Below are 15,014 nucleotides of genomic sequence, written 5' to 3'. Positions count from 1 at the left end.
AAAGTGGGCCGGATTATGCCAGAAAAGCCCAAAAATAGTAGGGCCCTCCCGTCGTTACGGCGTTAATCCGGCACTAACCAGTGAATTTACCTGCGCTGAACCGTTTTAGTGACGGGTATCTGACGGCGTCTCGACGCCTGCACCGGCGAATAATTGAACGATATCGGCGGCGTCAAACAGGTAGCGCTCGTTGCAGAACTGGCAGTCGATCTCGATGTTGCCACCGTGTTCGATAACCAGTGCCTGCGCATCTTCAAGTCCCAAACTGACCAGGGCATTGGCAGATCGTTCGCGCGAGCAGCTGCAACGGAAGCGCAGTTTTTGCACATCGAACAGACGGACTTGCTCTTCGTGGTAGAGGCGATGAAGTACGGTTTCGTTGTCTAGACCAAGCAATTCATCGGCGGTCAGGGTGCTGGCCAGCGCGGTGATGTGCTGCCAGCTGGCGGCGCGTTCTTCTTCATCTTTCAGACGGTCGGCGGGTAATTGCTGCAGCAACAGGCCGCGGGCACGACGGCCATCGGCGTACAGCCAGAAACGCGTATTCACCTGCTGCGACATGACAAAGTAATTAGTGAAACAGTCCGACAGGGTTTCACCATCGAGATCGACGATGCCCTGGTAACGCTGGCCCTGGGCCGGATCGACGGTCAGCGCCAATACGCCGTTGGGCATCAGGTCGGCGAGGGTCGCGTCTGGGGCGATCCTGTCGGCCTCATAACGGGCCAGTCCGCGGATCTCACGTTCGCTGGAACATTCGATCATCAGCAGCGGCACCGGGCCATCGGAACGGGCCTGAAGAATCAGCAAACCGTCGAACTTCAAAGTGCCGACCAGCAGCGACGCTGCCGCCATCAGTTCGCCGAGCAGTTGTGCGACCGGCTCCGGATAGGGATGTTTGGCAAGGACTTCGGCATAGCTTCGCTCCAACGTAACCAGCTCGCCGCGGGTGTCGCTGTCATCGAAGATGAAGCGTTGGGTGTAGTCGGTATCCGTCAGGTCGGTCATAGGTCTGGGTATCTGAAGTAATGGCGATAGGGTTACAAGCAGTGAAATTGCGTCTGTTGCACCCATGTGGTGCGCAACATTCAGCCAAGACAGGCATTTTATGAACAATCCGCGGTTTGTTCCAAGCAAGGTGAAACCTGCGCCGGTCAGGCTTCGTGCAATTTCGCCCGGCCGACACAGAATCAACAGGACTACTCGTCGTTACTACTGCCGCGAAACTTGAACAAATCCCGTCGCTGTTTCTTGCTGGGCTTGCCATCGGTACTCACGCCCAGCGAACCGGCCTTGCGCATGGCCGCCGCCGCTTCGCGCTTGGCGATGCTGGCTTCGGTTTCAGCATAGAGCGCCTGAGCCTGCGGCGCGCCACGGCGCACAATCGATAACGCCTGGACGACCACCGTGCGTTCCTCGAAGCCTTGGCGAATCTGAAACTCGTCACCGATCCGCGGTTCCTTGCCCGGTTTGCAGCGTTCGCCCCGGCAATGCACCTTGCCGCTTTCAATCGCCGACTTGGCCAAGGCACGTGTTTTATAAAAACGCGCGGCCCACAACCATTTATCGAGACGGACCTTGTCGTCCTCTTCCTGTTTTTGTGTCACTTGAATTCCTCTTTCAGCCCATAGTCGGAACTGTACTACCGTTTCTGTCGGGCGCAAGAACTCGGCCCTCCAGATAGAATGTGATCAAGGCCGGTTCAACGGCATGGAGTGATCGAGTGACTATATTTGCGTCTTCATTGACCTCGCCCAAGGTCGGTTGCCAGGGTTGCCAACAGAGCGAGCCACTGGGCTTCGACTTTGCCTTCGCCTATCAACCGATCGTCGATTTGCGCGACCAGTCCATTTTCGCCCATGAAGCATTGGTACGAGGCGTTGCCGGAGAGGGTGCGCTGTCGGTGCTCGACCAGATCACAGACGACAACCGCTACCGCTTCGACCAGCTTTGCCGGACCCGAGCCATTGAAGGCGCGGCAAATCTAAATATGCAGACACACTTGTCGATCAACTTCATGCCCAACGCCGTCTACCGTCCAGAGCTGTGTATTCGCAGCACCCTGGAGGCGGCAAAAAACCACAATTTCCCCATAGAGCGGCTGATTTTCGAAACCCTGGAAAGCCAGCACGTAGATAACTATCGCCATTTGACTAATATTCTGCGTGAATACCGCGAATTCGGCTTCAAGACCGCCATCGACGATTTCGGCGCGGGCTACTCGGGGCTCAATCTGCTTGCTGATTTCCAACCGGACCTGATCAAACTCGACATGGCACTGATCCGCGATGTCGACCGCGATCGTGTTCGTCAGGCTATCGTGAGAGGGATTGTCACAATCTGTGCGGAGTTGGACGTTACAGTCATTGCCGAAGGCATTGAAAGCGCTGGAGAACGGGATTTCCTGGCGGACTGTGGAATATTTCTGATGCAGGGTTACTGGTTCGCCAGGCCCGCATTCAAAGCGTTGGCCCAGGTCTCACCTGGCGCCTGGACGCGTCAATCGCCGGTTTTTTCCTATTGAAGACATTTGACCATTTGACCGTTGTCGGTCTGCGCGAGTGGGTGGCGCTCCCGGATTTGGGAGTCGCAGGCCTGCGGGCAAAAATCGACACCGGCGCCAGCACCTCCAGCCTGCACGCCACCGACATCGAGCCATTCGAGCGCGACGGGGAACAGTGGGTGCGCTTTACTGCCCACTTGGGCACGGTGGTGCAACTGCGTCACCGGCGCTGCGAAGCCCCGCTGGTGACGAGGAAAACCATCAAAAGCTCCAACGGCCACGCGCAAATGCGATACGTGGTCAGCACCACTCTGGCCCTCGGTGATCGGGTCTGGCGGGTCGAGTTCACGCTCGCCTGCCGCAAGTCCATGCGGTATCGCCTGTTACTCGGTTCCAAAGCCCTGATCGACGGCCAGCTGGTGGTCAATCCGGGCATTAAATACATACAAGACAAGCCGGTGTTCCCGGTATCTACCTCCTCCACAGGTGTTGCATGAAGATCGCTGTGCTGTCGCGAAACCCGCGTCTGTATTCCACTCGTCGTCTGGTTGAAGCCGGGACCGAGCGTGGCCATGAAATGGTGGTGATCGACACCCTGCGCGCCTACATGAACATTGCCAGCCACAAGCCGCAGATTCACTACCGCGGCAAGCCGCTGGAAGGTTTCGACGCGGTGATTCCGCGGATTGGTGCGTCGGTAACGTTTTATGGCTGCGCGGTGTTGCGCCAGTTCGAAATGATGGGCGTGTTTCCGCTCAATGAATCGGTGGCCATCGCCCGCTCGCGGGACAAACTGCGTTCACTGCAATTGCTGTCGCGCCGCGGGATCGGTTTGCCGGTCACCGGTTTTGCCCACTCCCCGGACGACATTCCCGATTTGATCGCGATGGTCAACGGCGCGCCGCTGGTGATCAAGGTGCTGGAAGGCACCCAGGGCATCGGCGTGGTGCTGTGCGAAACCGCGACCGCGGCGGAGTCGGTGATCGAGGCGTTCATGGGCCTCAAGCAGAACATCATGGTTCAGGAGTACATCAAGGAAGCCGGCGGCGCGGATATTCGCTGCTTCGTGGTCGGCGACAAGGTGATTGCGGCGATGAAACGCCAGGCGAAGCCTGGAGAGTTTCGCTCCAACCTGCATCGCGGCGGCAGCGCCAGCCTGATCAAGATCACACCGGAAGAACGCATGACGGCGTTGCGCGCGGCGAAGGTCATGGGGTTGGCGGTGGCGGGGGTGGATATCCTGCGCTCCAATCACGGGCCGTTGGTGATGGAAGTAAACTCGTCGCCTGGGCTTGAAGGGATTGAAACCACCACCAGCAAAAACGTGGCGGGGATCATCATCGAGCACCTTGAGAAGAATGGTGGGCCGAATATGACGCGCACCAAAGGCAAGGGTTAACACACTGATCGTTCCCACGCTCTGCGTGGGAATGCAGCCCGGGACGCTCCGCCCCCCTCTAGAGCCGAACGCGGAGCGTCCGTTGAGGCATTCCCACGCAGAGCGTGGGAATGATCGGGTTAGACCGCGTCCCGCGGCAACATCAACCCAAGCGGCAACCGCACCCGCGCTTCCAGCCCGCCACCGGACCGATTGCGCAGCTCAACATTGCCGCCATGCATCGAAGCAATCCGCTTCACGATAGCCAGTCCCAACCCGGTCCCCTTCCCACCCCTGGCACGATCACCGCGAGTGAACGGGTTGAAGATCGCTTCCAGCTCCGACGGATCAATCCCCACGCCACGGTCCATGACACTCAGTACCACATACGGTGCACTGACATCCCCGGACACATAAGCCGCCACTTCGACCCCGCTGCCAGCGTGATGCAGCGCGTTGCCGATCAGGTTGTTCAGCAGCCGCTTCATCGACACCCGACGCAAGGGAAAGGGTTGGATCGGCTCCAGGCGTAGCTGGACTTTTTCTTCATTCTGGTTGTACGGCGCGGCAACTTCGCGCACCAGGTCAGTCAAGTCCACCTCTTCCACCGACTCGTCACGGCCATCGCGGATGAAGGCCAGGAACTGATCGAGAATCGCGTCCATGTCTTCGATGTCGCGGACCATGTCGTCCGTCAGGTCGCTATGGTCGCCCATCAATTCCAGGGACAACCGTAACCGGGTCAGCGGCGTGCGCAGGTCGTGGGACACCCCGGCCAGCATCAGCTCGCGCTCGCGGCCGGCCTGTTCGACGTCTTCGGCCATCTGGTTGAAGGCACGGTACACCTCGGTCATTTCACTGGGCGTGTCACTGATCGGCAGACGCACACTGCGGCCCTGACCGAGCTGCCTCGCAGCATAGACCAGACGTTTCAACGGTTGATTGAGCTGGCTGACGAAGATCCATGCGGAAGCGGTGGACAGCAAACCGATGGCGAGGAACCAGCCGAGCACATTCCAGATTTTCTGACCGCGCAACGGATGCGGGTATAGCGGCACTTTCAGCCAGCCATCGCCCAGGCTGGGAGCCCGGACCCACAGCGCCGGTGGCGAGTGCATGCGCAATCGCACTTCGGTGTCGGCCCCCAGCTCGGCTTGCATCTGCCGCTGATAAATCTCGCTGTAAGGCCAGTGCTGTTCACCTTCGGGCACACCTGCGCCCACCACCCTGATCAGGGTGGCGGCATCGGCGATCTTTTCACGGTTTTCTTCATCCGCCGCCCAATAGGCGCGTAGCGTCAGGGCGACGCCGTGGCTGTATTGGCGATCCACCAGTACATCTTCGTTCATCAACAAGTAAACCAGGGTCAGTGCCTTGGAGAACAGGACGACGATCAGCACCAGCCAAAGGGTGCGTGAAAAAAAGCTCTGGGGGAACCAAACGGGGGTTTTCATGAATAACCGCTACATACTTGCAGAAGCGAGCCATGCTCGCATATTGCAGCTCGCGAGTCTGCGGACAAGGTCATCTGACCCGCTGCCCGCTCGACCCGCTCCTACAAATTGCCGATCACTTGGTGGCAGCGCCATCCGGAACGAACACGTAACCCACGCCCCATACCGTCTGGATGTAGCGTGGCTTGGATGGATCAGGTTCGATCATCCGGCGCAGACGGGAAATCTGCACGTCGATGGAACGCTCCAGCGCGTCCCACTCGCGACCACGGGCCAGGTTCATCAGTTTATCGCGGGTCAGAGGCTGACGAGCGTTCATCACCAGCGCCTTGAGCACTGCGAACTCACCGGTGGTGAGCATGTGCACTTCATCACCGCGTTTGAGTTCGCGGGTAGCCAGGGACAGCTCGTAGTCACCAAAAGTCACGCTTTCGTCTTCGCTGCCCGGCGCGCCCGGCACCGGTGCTGCCTGACGGCGCAGGACGGCTTTGACCCGAGCCATCAGCTCGTCCGGGTTGAACGGCTTGGCCAGGTAATCGTCGGCACCCAGCTCGAGGCCCTTGATGCGGCTCAGCTCATCGCCCTTGGCGGTGAGCATGATGATCGGAATCTGGTTGTTCGCGCCGCGCAGCCGGCGGCAGGCGGTCAAGCCGTCTTCGCCGGGCAGCATCAGGTCGAGGACGACCAGGTTGAACACTTCACGCGCTAGCAGGCGATCCATTTGTTCAGTGTTCGGCACGGCGCGGGCGCGGTAGCCCTTGCTGACGAAAAAACGTTCCAGCAGGCTGCTCAGCCCTGGATCGTCGTCAACAATAAGAATTTTTTCGCCTTCAGCAATGTTTGCAGTGCTGCTCATTAGATGCTCCTTTGATCTCGGCGCGCATTATGGCGTAGCTGCCGTTATACGCACCGTGTGCATTGTTAGCAGATTTTTCCTTCACCGCCAGGAATCCGGGCATTGTGCCGACAGCCTCTGATGCCCCCGAATGACCGAACGCTGGTTATAATGCGCGGCCTTTTGTGTCAGGCAACGTCTGATCATTACTGTAGGTGGCCGTTTTTTATTTTCATGGCATCGGCAGTAATTGTTCGATTTCACGGGTCAACGGGAAGCCTGTTGATCCAGGTAGCGGCGCAGGCCAGGCCGCTCAACCAGACTCGCCGAGCCTTTTACCCTGTGCCTGCGAGCCTGCTTTCACAATTTGTCAGGTGGTTTTATGGACAGCATCAACAGCCGCATCGCCGAGGAACTCGGTGTCCGCCCACAACAGGTCGAAGCGGCCGTCGCGCTACTCGATGAAGGCTCCACGGTGCCCTTCATCGCCCGTTACCGGAAAGAAGTGACCGGCAGCCTCGATGACATCCAGCTGCGTCATCTGGAAGAGCGTCTGCGCTACCTGCGAGAACTCGACGAACGGCGTATCAGCATCCTTGCCAGCATCCAGGAACAAGGCAAGCTGACCCCGCAACTTGAACGCGACATCAAACTCGCCGACACCAAAACCCGCCTCGAAGACTTGTACCTGCCGTACAAGCAGAAGCGCCGCACCAAGGGCCAGATCGCCCTGGAAGCCGGCCTCGGCGAGCTGGCCGACGGCCTGTTCAACGACCCGACCCTGACGCCAGACGTTGAAGCCGCGCGCTTCGTCGATGCCGAAAAAGGCGTCGCCGATGTGAAGGCTGCCCTCGAAGGCGCCAAATACATCCTGATGGAACGCTTCGCCGAAGACGCCGGCCTGCTGGACAAATTGCGCAGCTACCTCAAGCAGGAAGCCACCCTCAGCGCCCGCGTGATCGCCGGCAAGGAAGAGGAAGGCGCCAAGTTCCGCGACTACTTCGAACACGATGAACCGCTGAAAAGCATGCCGTCGCACCGCGCGCTGGCGATTTTCCGTGGCCGCAACGAAGGCATTCTGAGCTCGGCGCTGAAAGTCGGCGACGAACTGCCGGGCGCCATGCACCCGTGCGAAGGCATGATCGGTCAGCAATTCGGCATTCAGAACCAGAACCGCGCCGCCGACAAATGGCTGGGCGAAGTGGTGCGCTGGACCTGGAAGGTCAAGCTCTACACCCACCTCGAAACCGACCTGCTGGGCGAACTGCGCGATGGCGCGGAAACCGAAGCGATCAACGTGTTCGCTCACAACCTGCACGACTTGCTGCTGTCGGCGCCGGCTGGCCCGCGTGCCACGCTGGGCCTCGATCCAGGCCTGCGCACCGGTTGCAAGGTGGCCGTGGTCGATTCCACTGGCAAACTGCTGGATCACGCCACGGTTTACCCGCACGTGCCGCACAACAAGTGGGATCAGACCATCGCGATTCTGGCGGCCCTGTGCGCCAAGCATGCAGTGGATCTGATCGCCATCGGCAACGGCACCGCCAGCCGTGAAACCGACAAGCTGGCTGCTGAGCTGATCAAAAAATACCCAGCCATGAAGATGACCAAAGTCATGGTCTCCGAGGCCGGCGCATCGGTTTACTCGGCGTCGGAACTGGCTTCGAAGGAATTCCCGGACCTCGACGTGTCGATCCGTGGTGCGGTGTCGATCGCTCGCCGCCTGCAGGATCCACTGGCTGAGCTGGTGAAGATCGACCCGAAATCCATCGGCGTCGGCCAGTACCAGCACGACGTGTCGCAGCTGAAACTGGCGCGCGGCCTGGATGCCGTGGTCGAAGACTGTGTGAACGCCGTGGGCGTCGACGTCAACACCGCTTCCGTGGCGCTGCTGGCCCGCATCTCCGGCCTCAACGCGACCCTGGCGCAAAACATCGTCAGCCACCGCGACGAGCACGGCGCGTTCAAGACTCGCGCTGCATTGAAGAAAGTCGCTCGTCTGGGCGAGAAAACCTTCGAACAGGCCGCTGGCTTCCTGCGCGTCATGAATGGCGACAACCCGCTGGATTCGTCTGCGGTTCACCCGGAAGCCTATCCGCTGGTGCAACGCATCGCCGCTGAAACCGACCGTGACATCCGCTCGCTGATCGGCGACGCCAGCTTCCTCAAGCGTCTCGATCCGAAAAAGTACACCGACGAAACCTTCGGTCTGCCAACGGTCACGGACATCCTGCAAGAGCTGGAAAAACCTGGCCGCGATCCACGTCCCGAATTCAAGACTGCCGAGTTCCAGGAAGGCGTCGAAGACCTCAAGGACCTGCAGCTGGGGATGATCCTCGAAGGCGTGGTGACCAACGTGACCAACTTCGGTGCTTTCGTCGACATCGGCGTGCATCAGGACGGTTTGGTACACATCTCTGCGCTTTCGGAGAAGTTCATCAAGGATCCGCGTGAAGCGGTGAAGGCTGGCGACGTGGTGAAAGTGAAGGTCATGGAAGTCGATATCCCGCGTAAACGCGTTGGCCTGTCGATGCGCATGAGCGACACCCCGGGCGAGAAAATCGACGGCGCCCGTGGTGCGCGTCCGGGGTCGGCTCCACGCCAGTCCCAGAACACCGCACCGCGCAAAGAAACCACGGCGGCGGCTCCGGCCAACAACGCCATGGCGTCGCTGTTCGCCAACGCCAAGCAGTTGAAGAAACGCTGATGGAGATCCCGGCCGGGCTGACCGAAAGCGCTTTTTTCAAGTTGCTGGGGTGTCGCTTGCACAGCCTGGAAACCGGGGTGGCGCAAGTCGCCCTGGCGCTTGAGCCAGCGCTGCGCAATCGCGGCGGCAAGCTGCATGGCGGGGCCTTGTTCAGTCTGGTGGACATTGCCATGGGGCTGGCCTGTTCCAGCAGCCACGGCTTTGACCAGCAGAGCGTGACCATCGAATGCAAGATCAATTACATTCGCGCCGTCGCAGACGGTGAAGTGATGTGCACGGCGCGGGTGATTCACCCGGGCCGGCGCACGTTGGTGGTCGAGGCTGACGTGATGCAAGGCGACAAACTCGTCGCAAAAGCACAAGGCACCTTCGCTGTCCTATAGCTAGAAGCCATCCATTTGAGTTAATTTCGGCGCTAAGAAAACCTGTGGGAGCGAGCTTGCTCGCGATGAGGGCGTGTCAGTCAACTTCCATGTCGTCTGATACACCGCCATCGCGAGCAAGCTCGCTCCCACAGGGATTGTGGCGACTTGGCTGACTGACATTGGTCCGAGCGGCTCAAAAACCAGGCGACAACGCCAGTTTCAACTTCACCCTTGTAGACCGTCTTGCCCACCCCCATATTGGGGCGACTGACGCGTGAAGGAATCCAACTTGAGCGAACTTCTCAACCGCCGCCTGGCTCTGCTCGGCGAGCGCGCTAACCTCTCTCTGCTCGAGCAGTGTCTTCACGGCATCGAACGTGAATGCCTGCGCGTGACCGGCGAAGGTCGCCTGGCGCAAACGCCGCACCCGGAAGAATTGGGTTCCGCGCTGACCAACGAACAAATCACCACCGACTATTCCGAGTCGCTGCTGGAGTTCATCACCCCGGCCCTTCCCGATCCGGCAGACACCTTGGCGAGCCTGGACAGCATTCACCGTTTTGCCTACAGCAAGCTCGGCAACGAGTACCTGTGGAGTCCATCGATGCCGTGCCCGTTGCCGGCCGAGGAAGATATCCCGATTGCCTATTACGGCACCTCCAACATCGGTCAGCTCAAGTACGTCTACCGCAAGGGCCTGGCCCTGCGCTACGGCAAGACCATGCAGTGCATCGCCGGGATCCATTACAACTTTTCCCTGCCGGAAAAGCTCTGGCCGCTGCTCAAGGCGTCTGAAGGCTTTGTCGGCACCGACCGCGACTATCAGTCGTCGGCCTATATCGCGCTGATTCGAAACTTCCGTCGCTATAGCTGGCTGCTGATGTACCTGTTCGGCGCTTCGCCAGCGCTGGACGCCGGCTTCCTGCGCGGCCGTTCGCACCAGCTGGAACAACTGGACCCGGATACCCTGTACCTGCCGTATGCCACCAGCTTGCGCATGAGCGACCTGGGCTACCAGAGCAACGCCCAGGCCGGTCTGACCCCCTGCTACAACGATCTGGCCAGCTACACCGACAGCCTGCGCAAAGCGGTGGCCACGCCCTATGCACCCTATGTCGAGATCGGCACGCACAAGGATGGTGAGTGGGTCCAGCTCAACACCAATATCCTGCAGATCGAAAACGAGTACTACTCCAACATCCGCCCCAAACGCGTGACCTATACCGGCGAACGGCCGATCCAGGCGCTGGTGGCCCGTGGCATTCAGTACGTCGAGGTGCGCTGCCTGGACATCAACCCGTTCCTGCCGATGGGCATCGACCTGCCGGAGTCGCGGTTCCTCGACGCGTTCCTGCTGTATTGCGCGCTGAATGAAAGTCCCCTGCTGACCAATACCTCGTGCGGCAACGCGACCTCGAACTTCCTCAGCGTGGTCAAGGAAGGTCGCCGTCCGGGCCTGCAACTGCAACGCGACGGTCAACCGGTGGACCTGAAAGAGTGGGCCAGCGAGTTGCTGGAGAAAATTGCACCATTGGCGGCGATTCTGGATCAGAGTCACGGCGGCGACACCCACAGCAAGGCCTTGGATGCGCAACTGGCCAAGGTCAGGGATCCGTCTCTGACGCCATCGGCCCAAGTGCTGGCGGCAATGGCTGAGCACAAAGAGAGCTTCAGCCAGTTCTCCCTGCGTCAGAGCCGCGCGCATGCGGAGTTTTTCCGCAGCGAGCCGCTTTCAAGCGAAGACCAGGCGAAATTTGAAGACCGGGCGCGTTCGTCGCTGGCCGAGCAGATTGAGCTGGAGCAAAACGAAGTCGGCGATTTCGATGTGTTTGTCGGGTCGTATCAGGCGAGCATTCTGGCCATTAGCAACTAATCTCCTTGGCACTGATCGTTCCCACGCTCTGCGTGGGAATGCCTCAAGGGACGCTCCGCGTCCAGTGACGCGGAGCGTCACGGGCTGCATTCCCACGCGGGAGCGTGGGAATGATCAGGTGACCTCCTTAGAATTTTCCGCTCATAAGCTCATTCGAAAAAGTTATTTATTTTCGAGTTCTTAGATCATTTAGTCTCCTTTCACGCCGACACTCGGTCGCCTGACAAGGAGCTTCTCAATGAAACTGAATTTCCCCTTTCGCCTGCTGGCGGCCGCATCGCTGGCTGCGGTGAGTTTCTTTGCCCAGGCCGCCGACGTCACTGTCGCTTATCAGACCACCGTTGACCCGGCCAAAGTCGCCCAGGCCGACGGCGCCTACGAAAAAGCCACCAACGCCAAAATCGATTGGCGCAAATTCGACAACGGGGCCGACATCATCGCCGCTATCGCTTCCGGCGACGTACAGATCGGCTACCTCGGCTCCAGCCCCCTGACGGCGGCAATAACCCGCAAAGTTCCGGTGGAAACCTTCCTCATCGCCACCCAGATCGGCGCCGCCGAAGCCCTGGTCGCCCGCGACGGTTCCGGAATCAAGACCCCGCAGGACCTGATCGGCAAGAAAATCGCCGTGCCCTTCGTTTCCACCGGCCACTACAGCCTGCTCGCCGCGCTGAAGCACTGGAACATCGACCCGTCGAAAGTCACCGTGCTTAATCTCGCACCGCCAGCGATCATCGCTGCCTGGAAACGCGGTGACATCGACGCCACCTACGTGTGGGACCCCGCGCTCGGTGTGGCCAAGGAAAACGGCAAAGTGCTGATCACCTCGGGCGAACTGGCCAAGTTCGGCGCGCCAACGTTTGATGCCTGGATCGTGCGCAAGGACTTCGCTCAGAAGCACCCGGAAATCGTCACCGCATTCGCCAAAGTGACGCTCGATGCCTACGCCGATTACCGCAAAGACCCGAAAGCCTGGCTCGCCAACCAAAGCAACGTCGACAAGCTTGTAAAACTGTCTGGCGCCAAGGCCAGCGACATTCCATTGCTGCTGCAAGGCAACGTCTACCCGCTGGCGGCAGATCAAGTGATCAGTCTCGGCGCGCCGACCACCAAGGCCATCACCGACACCGCCACGTTCCTCAAGGAACAGGGCAAGGTCGAAGCCGTGCTGCCGGACTACGCCCCGTACGTCAGCGCCAAATACATCACCAACTGAACGGAGTTAACTGCAATGGCTTTGCTTCAGCTGGAGCGCATCAGCGCACAGTACCCCGGTGCCGCCGAACCGGTGCTGGCGGATATTTCCCTGAGCCTGGGCCCCCGGCAATTGCTGGTCGCCCTTGGCCCATCCGGCAGCGGCAAAACTTCACTGTTGAACCTGATTGCCGGTTTTGTCGAGCCCAGCGCCGGACGCATCACGCTCGATGGCGTGCCAGTCAAAGGCCCGAGCGCCGAACGTGGCGTAGTGTTCCAGGACGATGCCCTCCTGCCCTGGCAGGACGTGCTGGCTAACGTCGGATTCGGCCTGGAACTGGCCGGTGTTTCCCGGGACAAACGCGACATCCGCGCCCGGGATATGCTCGCGCTGGTGGACCTTTCCGGCTTCGAAAACCGGCGCATCTGGCAGCTGTCCGGTGGGCAGAAGCAACGCGTCGGCCTGGCTCGTGCGCTTGCCGCCGACCCGCGCGTATTGCTGATGGACGAGCCCTTCGGCGCCCTCGATGCCTTCACTCGCGAACAGATGCAGGAGCTGCTGCTGCAAGTCTGGCAGCGCACCGCCAAACCGGTTTTTCTGATTACCCATGACATCGAAGAAGCGGTGTTCCTCGCCACGGATCTGATTCTGCTGGCGCCCAATCCTGGACAGATCGTCGAGCGCCTGAGCCTGGATTTCGGCCAGCGCTACGCCGCCGGTGAGTCCGCACGATCGATCAAATCCGACCCGCGTTTTATCGAGACCCGCGAACACGTGCTCGCCAAAGTGTTCTCCCAACGCAGCGCCGCCACGCGGCAGGAGCGCGCATGAGCAGCTATGAAATTCCCGCCGCGGCGGTGAAACCGGGTTCGACGGTGATTGCGCTGCGCCGCAGCCTGAGTACGCGCTGGATCAGCGTGCTGACGCTGGTCGCGCTCGTGGCCATCTGGTGGGCCGTCACCGCCACTGGAATGATCGAGCCGCTGTTCCTGCCGCCGCCGTCTGCCGTATTACAAAAGGGCTGGCTGCTGGTGACCACCGGCTACATGGATTCCACCTTATGGCAGCACTTAGGCGCAAGTCTGAGTCGTATCGGTCTGGGCCTGGGTTTCGCGGTGTTGACCGCTGTACCCGTCGGCATTGCCATCGGCCACAACCGCATCGCTCGGGGCATTCTCGATCCGCTGATCGAGTTCTACCGCCCTATCCCGCCACTGGCCTACCTGCCACTGATCGTGATCTGGTGCGGCATCGGTGAGTTATCGAAAGTCCTGCTGATCTACCTGGCGATCTTCGCCCCGATCGCCATCGCTACCGCGACTGGCGTGCGCACCGTCGACCCGGCCAAGTTGCGCGCTGCGCAGTCGTTGGGCGCGACCCGGGCGCAGTTGATTCGCCATGTGATTCTGCCAAGCGCGTTGCCGGACATCTTGACCGGTGTGCGCATTGGTCTGGGTGTGGGTTGGTCGACCCTGGTCGCCGCTGAGCTGATCGCTGCCACCAGCGGCCTGGGCTTCATGGTGCAGTCGGCCGCGCAGTTCCTGGTCACCGATGTGGTGGTACTGGGGATTCTGGTCATCGCCCTGATCGCCTTCGCCCTGGAAATGGGCCTGCGCGCCCTGCAACGCAAACTGGTGCCGTGGCACGGCCAGGCTCACTAACTAAAGCCTTGTGGGAGCGAGACCGGCTTGCCGGCGAAAGCGGTCTATCAGTCACAGAAATGTCGCCTGACACGCCGCATTCGCCGGCAAGCCGGTCTCGCTCCCACAATTGGCGCCCAGGATTGAAGAGAAAGACCATGAGTAACTTGACGATTGTCCCCCTCAGCTCGGCCCTCGGCGCGCAAATCAGCGGCGTCGACATCAGCCAACCGCTGAACCTGGAACAGCGCGACGCCATCGAGCAGGCGCTGCTCAAACATCAGGTGCTGTTTTTCCGCGACCAGCCGATCGAGCCGCAACAACAGGCGCGTTTCGCGGCCTATTTCGGCGACCTGCACATACACCCGATCTACCCGAATGTACCGGAACAGCCGCAAGTGCTGATCCTCGATACAGCCGTCACCGATGTGCGTGACAACGCGATCTGGCACACCGACGTGACCTTCTTGCCAACCCCGGCCATGGGCGCCGTGCTCAGCGCCAAGCTGTTGCCGGAGTTTGGTGGCGACACGCTGTGGGCCAGCGGCATTGCGGCCTATGAAGCACTTTCTGCGCCGCTGAAAAGCTTGCTCGAAGGACTGACCGCCACCCACGACTTCACCCGCTCGTTCCCGCTGGAGCGTTATGGCAACACGCCCGAAGCGCTGGCCCAGTGGGAAGAAACGCGCAGGAAGAATCCGCCGCTGTCGCACCCGGTGATTCGCACGCACCCGGTGAGCGGGCGCCGTTCGTTGTTCGTCAATGAAGGTTTCACGTCGAAGATCAATGAGCTGTCGGAAACCGAAAGCGACACCATCCTGAGATTTTTGTTCGCCCATTCGACTCGGCCGGAATTCACCATTCGCTGGCGCTGGCAGAAGGATGACGTGGCGTTCTGGGATAACCGCGTGACCCAGCATTACGCGGTAGATGATTACCGGCCGGCGCGGCGGGTGATGCAGCGGGCGACGGTGTTGGGGGATGTGCCTTTCTTTCGCTGAGCTCCTGACTTCTTTGTTGCCTGTGATGGCCTCTTCGCGAGCAGGCTCGCTCCCACACTGGAT

14 protein-coding genes are annotated in these 15,014 nt (G+C 60.3%); 10 read left to right on the top strand and 4 right to left on the bottom strand.

Features of this window, described 5'->3' with window-relative positions; translation table 11 throughout:
• Positions 1-105: 105 nt before the first annotated feature.
• Positions 106-1,008, bottom strand: a complete 903-nt coding sequence (gene hslO, locus ACA067_RS01135; RefSeq protein WP_150786656.1) for an Hsp33 family molecular chaperone HslO — start codon at positions 1,006-1,008, stop codon at positions 106-108.
• Positions 1,009-1,199: 191 nt separating this feature from the next.
• Complete coding sequence (locus ACA067_RS01130; RefSeq protein ID WP_497460262.1) at positions 1,200-1,607, bottom strand: RNA-binding S4 domain-containing protein; 408 nt, start codon at positions 1,605-1,607, stop codon at positions 1,200-1,202.
• Positions 1,608-1,723: 116 nt separating this feature from the next.
• On the opposite strand from ACA067_RS01130, the gene rimA reads away from it, so the two are divergent.
• Genes rimA through rimK form a run of 3 tightly spaced genes read left to right on the top strand, consistent with a single transcriptional unit; the run spans position 1,724 to position 3,902 of the window.
• Positions 1,724-2,524, top strand: coding sequence for a S6 modification regulatory phosphodiesterase RimA (gene rimA, locus ACA067_RS01125; protein WP_497462708.1), 801 nt, complete (start codon positions 1,724-1,726; stop codon positions 2,522-2,524).
• Entirely contained in the window at positions 2,521-3,000 is a 480-nt protein-coding gene (gene rimB / locus ACA067_RS01120) for a retropepsin-like aspartic endopeptidase RimB (protein ID WP_497460261.1), read from the top strand. Before rimA ends, rimB begins: the two co-directional genes overlap by 4 nt.
• A complete protein-coding gene (rimK, locus tag ACA067_RS01115; protein ID WP_128873839.1) occupies positions 2,997-3,902 on the top strand; it encodes a 30S ribosomal protein S6--L-glutamate ligase in 906 nt (301 codons plus the stop codon). The genes rimB and rimK overlap by 4 nt, the downstream gene beginning before the upstream one ends.
• Positions 3,903-4,021: 119 nt before the next feature.
• Here the strand turns inward: rimK and ACA067_RS01110 are convergent, their stop codons facing one another.
• Positions 4,022-5,335: an ATP-binding protein gene (locus ACA067_RS01110; protein WP_497460260.1), complete on the bottom strand. Its 1,314-nt coding sequence runs from the start codon at positions 5,333-5,335 to the stop codon at positions 4,022-4,024.
• Between the two features lie 115 nt (positions 5,336-5,450).
• On the bottom strand, positions 5,451-6,191 hold the full coding sequence (ompR, locus tag ACA067_RS01105) for an osmolarity response regulator transcription factor OmpR (protein WP_064675389.1): 741 nt from the start codon (positions 6,189-6,191) through the stop codon (positions 5,451-5,453).
• A 361-nt stretch (positions 6,192-6,552) separates the two neighbouring features.
• Between ompR and ACA067_RS01100 the strand changes: the two genes are divergently transcribed.
• The 7 genes from ACA067_RS01100 to tauD all read left to right on the top strand — a co-directional run bounded on the left by ACA067_RS01100 (position 6,553) and on the right by tauD (position 14,951).
• Positions 6,553-8,877 carry a Tex family protein gene (locus tag ACA067_RS01100; protein WP_497460259.1) on the top strand — a complete coding sequence of 775 codons (2,325 nt, stop codon included), beginning with the start codon at positions 6,553-6,555 and terminating at the stop codon, positions 8,875-8,877.
• Positions 8,877-9,260: a PaaI family thioesterase gene (locus ACA067_RS01095; RefSeq protein WP_497460258.1), complete on the top strand. Its 384-nt coding sequence runs from the start codon at positions 8,877-8,879 to the stop codon at positions 9,258-9,260. Before ACA067_RS01100 ends, ACA067_RS01095 begins: the two co-directional genes overlap by 1 nt.
• A 271-nt stretch (positions 9,261-9,531) precedes the next feature.
• On the top strand, positions 9,532-11,115 hold the full coding sequence (gene gshA, locus ACA067_RS01090; protein WP_497460257.1) for a glutamate--cysteine ligase: 1,584 nt from the start codon (positions 9,532-9,534) through the stop codon (positions 11,113-11,115).
• A gap of 238 nt (positions 11,116-11,353) precedes the next feature.
• Positions 11,354-12,331 (top strand): taurine ABC transporter substrate-binding protein, encoded by a 978-nt coding sequence (tauA, locus tag ACA067_RS01085; protein ID WP_497460256.1) that lies wholly within the window; start codon positions 11,354-11,356, stop codon positions 12,329-12,331.
• A 15-nt stretch (positions 12,332-12,346) separates the two neighbouring features.
• On the top strand, positions 12,347-13,141 hold the full coding sequence (tauB, locus tag ACA067_RS01080; RefSeq protein WP_497460255.1) for a taurine ABC transporter ATP-binding subunit: 795 nt from the start codon (positions 12,347-12,349) through the stop codon (positions 13,139-13,141).
• Positions 13,138-13,971 carry a taurine ABC transporter permease TauC gene (tauC, locus tag ACA067_RS01075; protein ID WP_497460254.1) on the top strand — a complete coding sequence of 278 codons (834 nt, stop codon included), beginning with the start codon at positions 13,138-13,140 and terminating at the stop codon, positions 13,969-13,971. The genes tauB and tauC overlap by 4 nt, the downstream gene beginning before the upstream one ends.
• A 137-nt stretch (positions 13,972-14,108) precedes the next feature.
• Positions 14,109-14,951, top strand: a complete 843-nt coding sequence (gene tauD / locus ACA067_RS01070) for a taurine dioxygenase (RefSeq protein WP_497460253.1) — start codon at positions 14,109-14,111, stop codon at positions 14,949-14,951.
• Positions 14,952-15,014 lie beyond the last annotated feature (63 nt).

This window comes from Pseudomonas sp. LBUM1674, assembly GCF_059695635.1.
The sequence above is the reverse complement of the archived record's forward strand: the minus strand, read 5'-3'. Positions and strand labels throughout refer to the sequence as shown.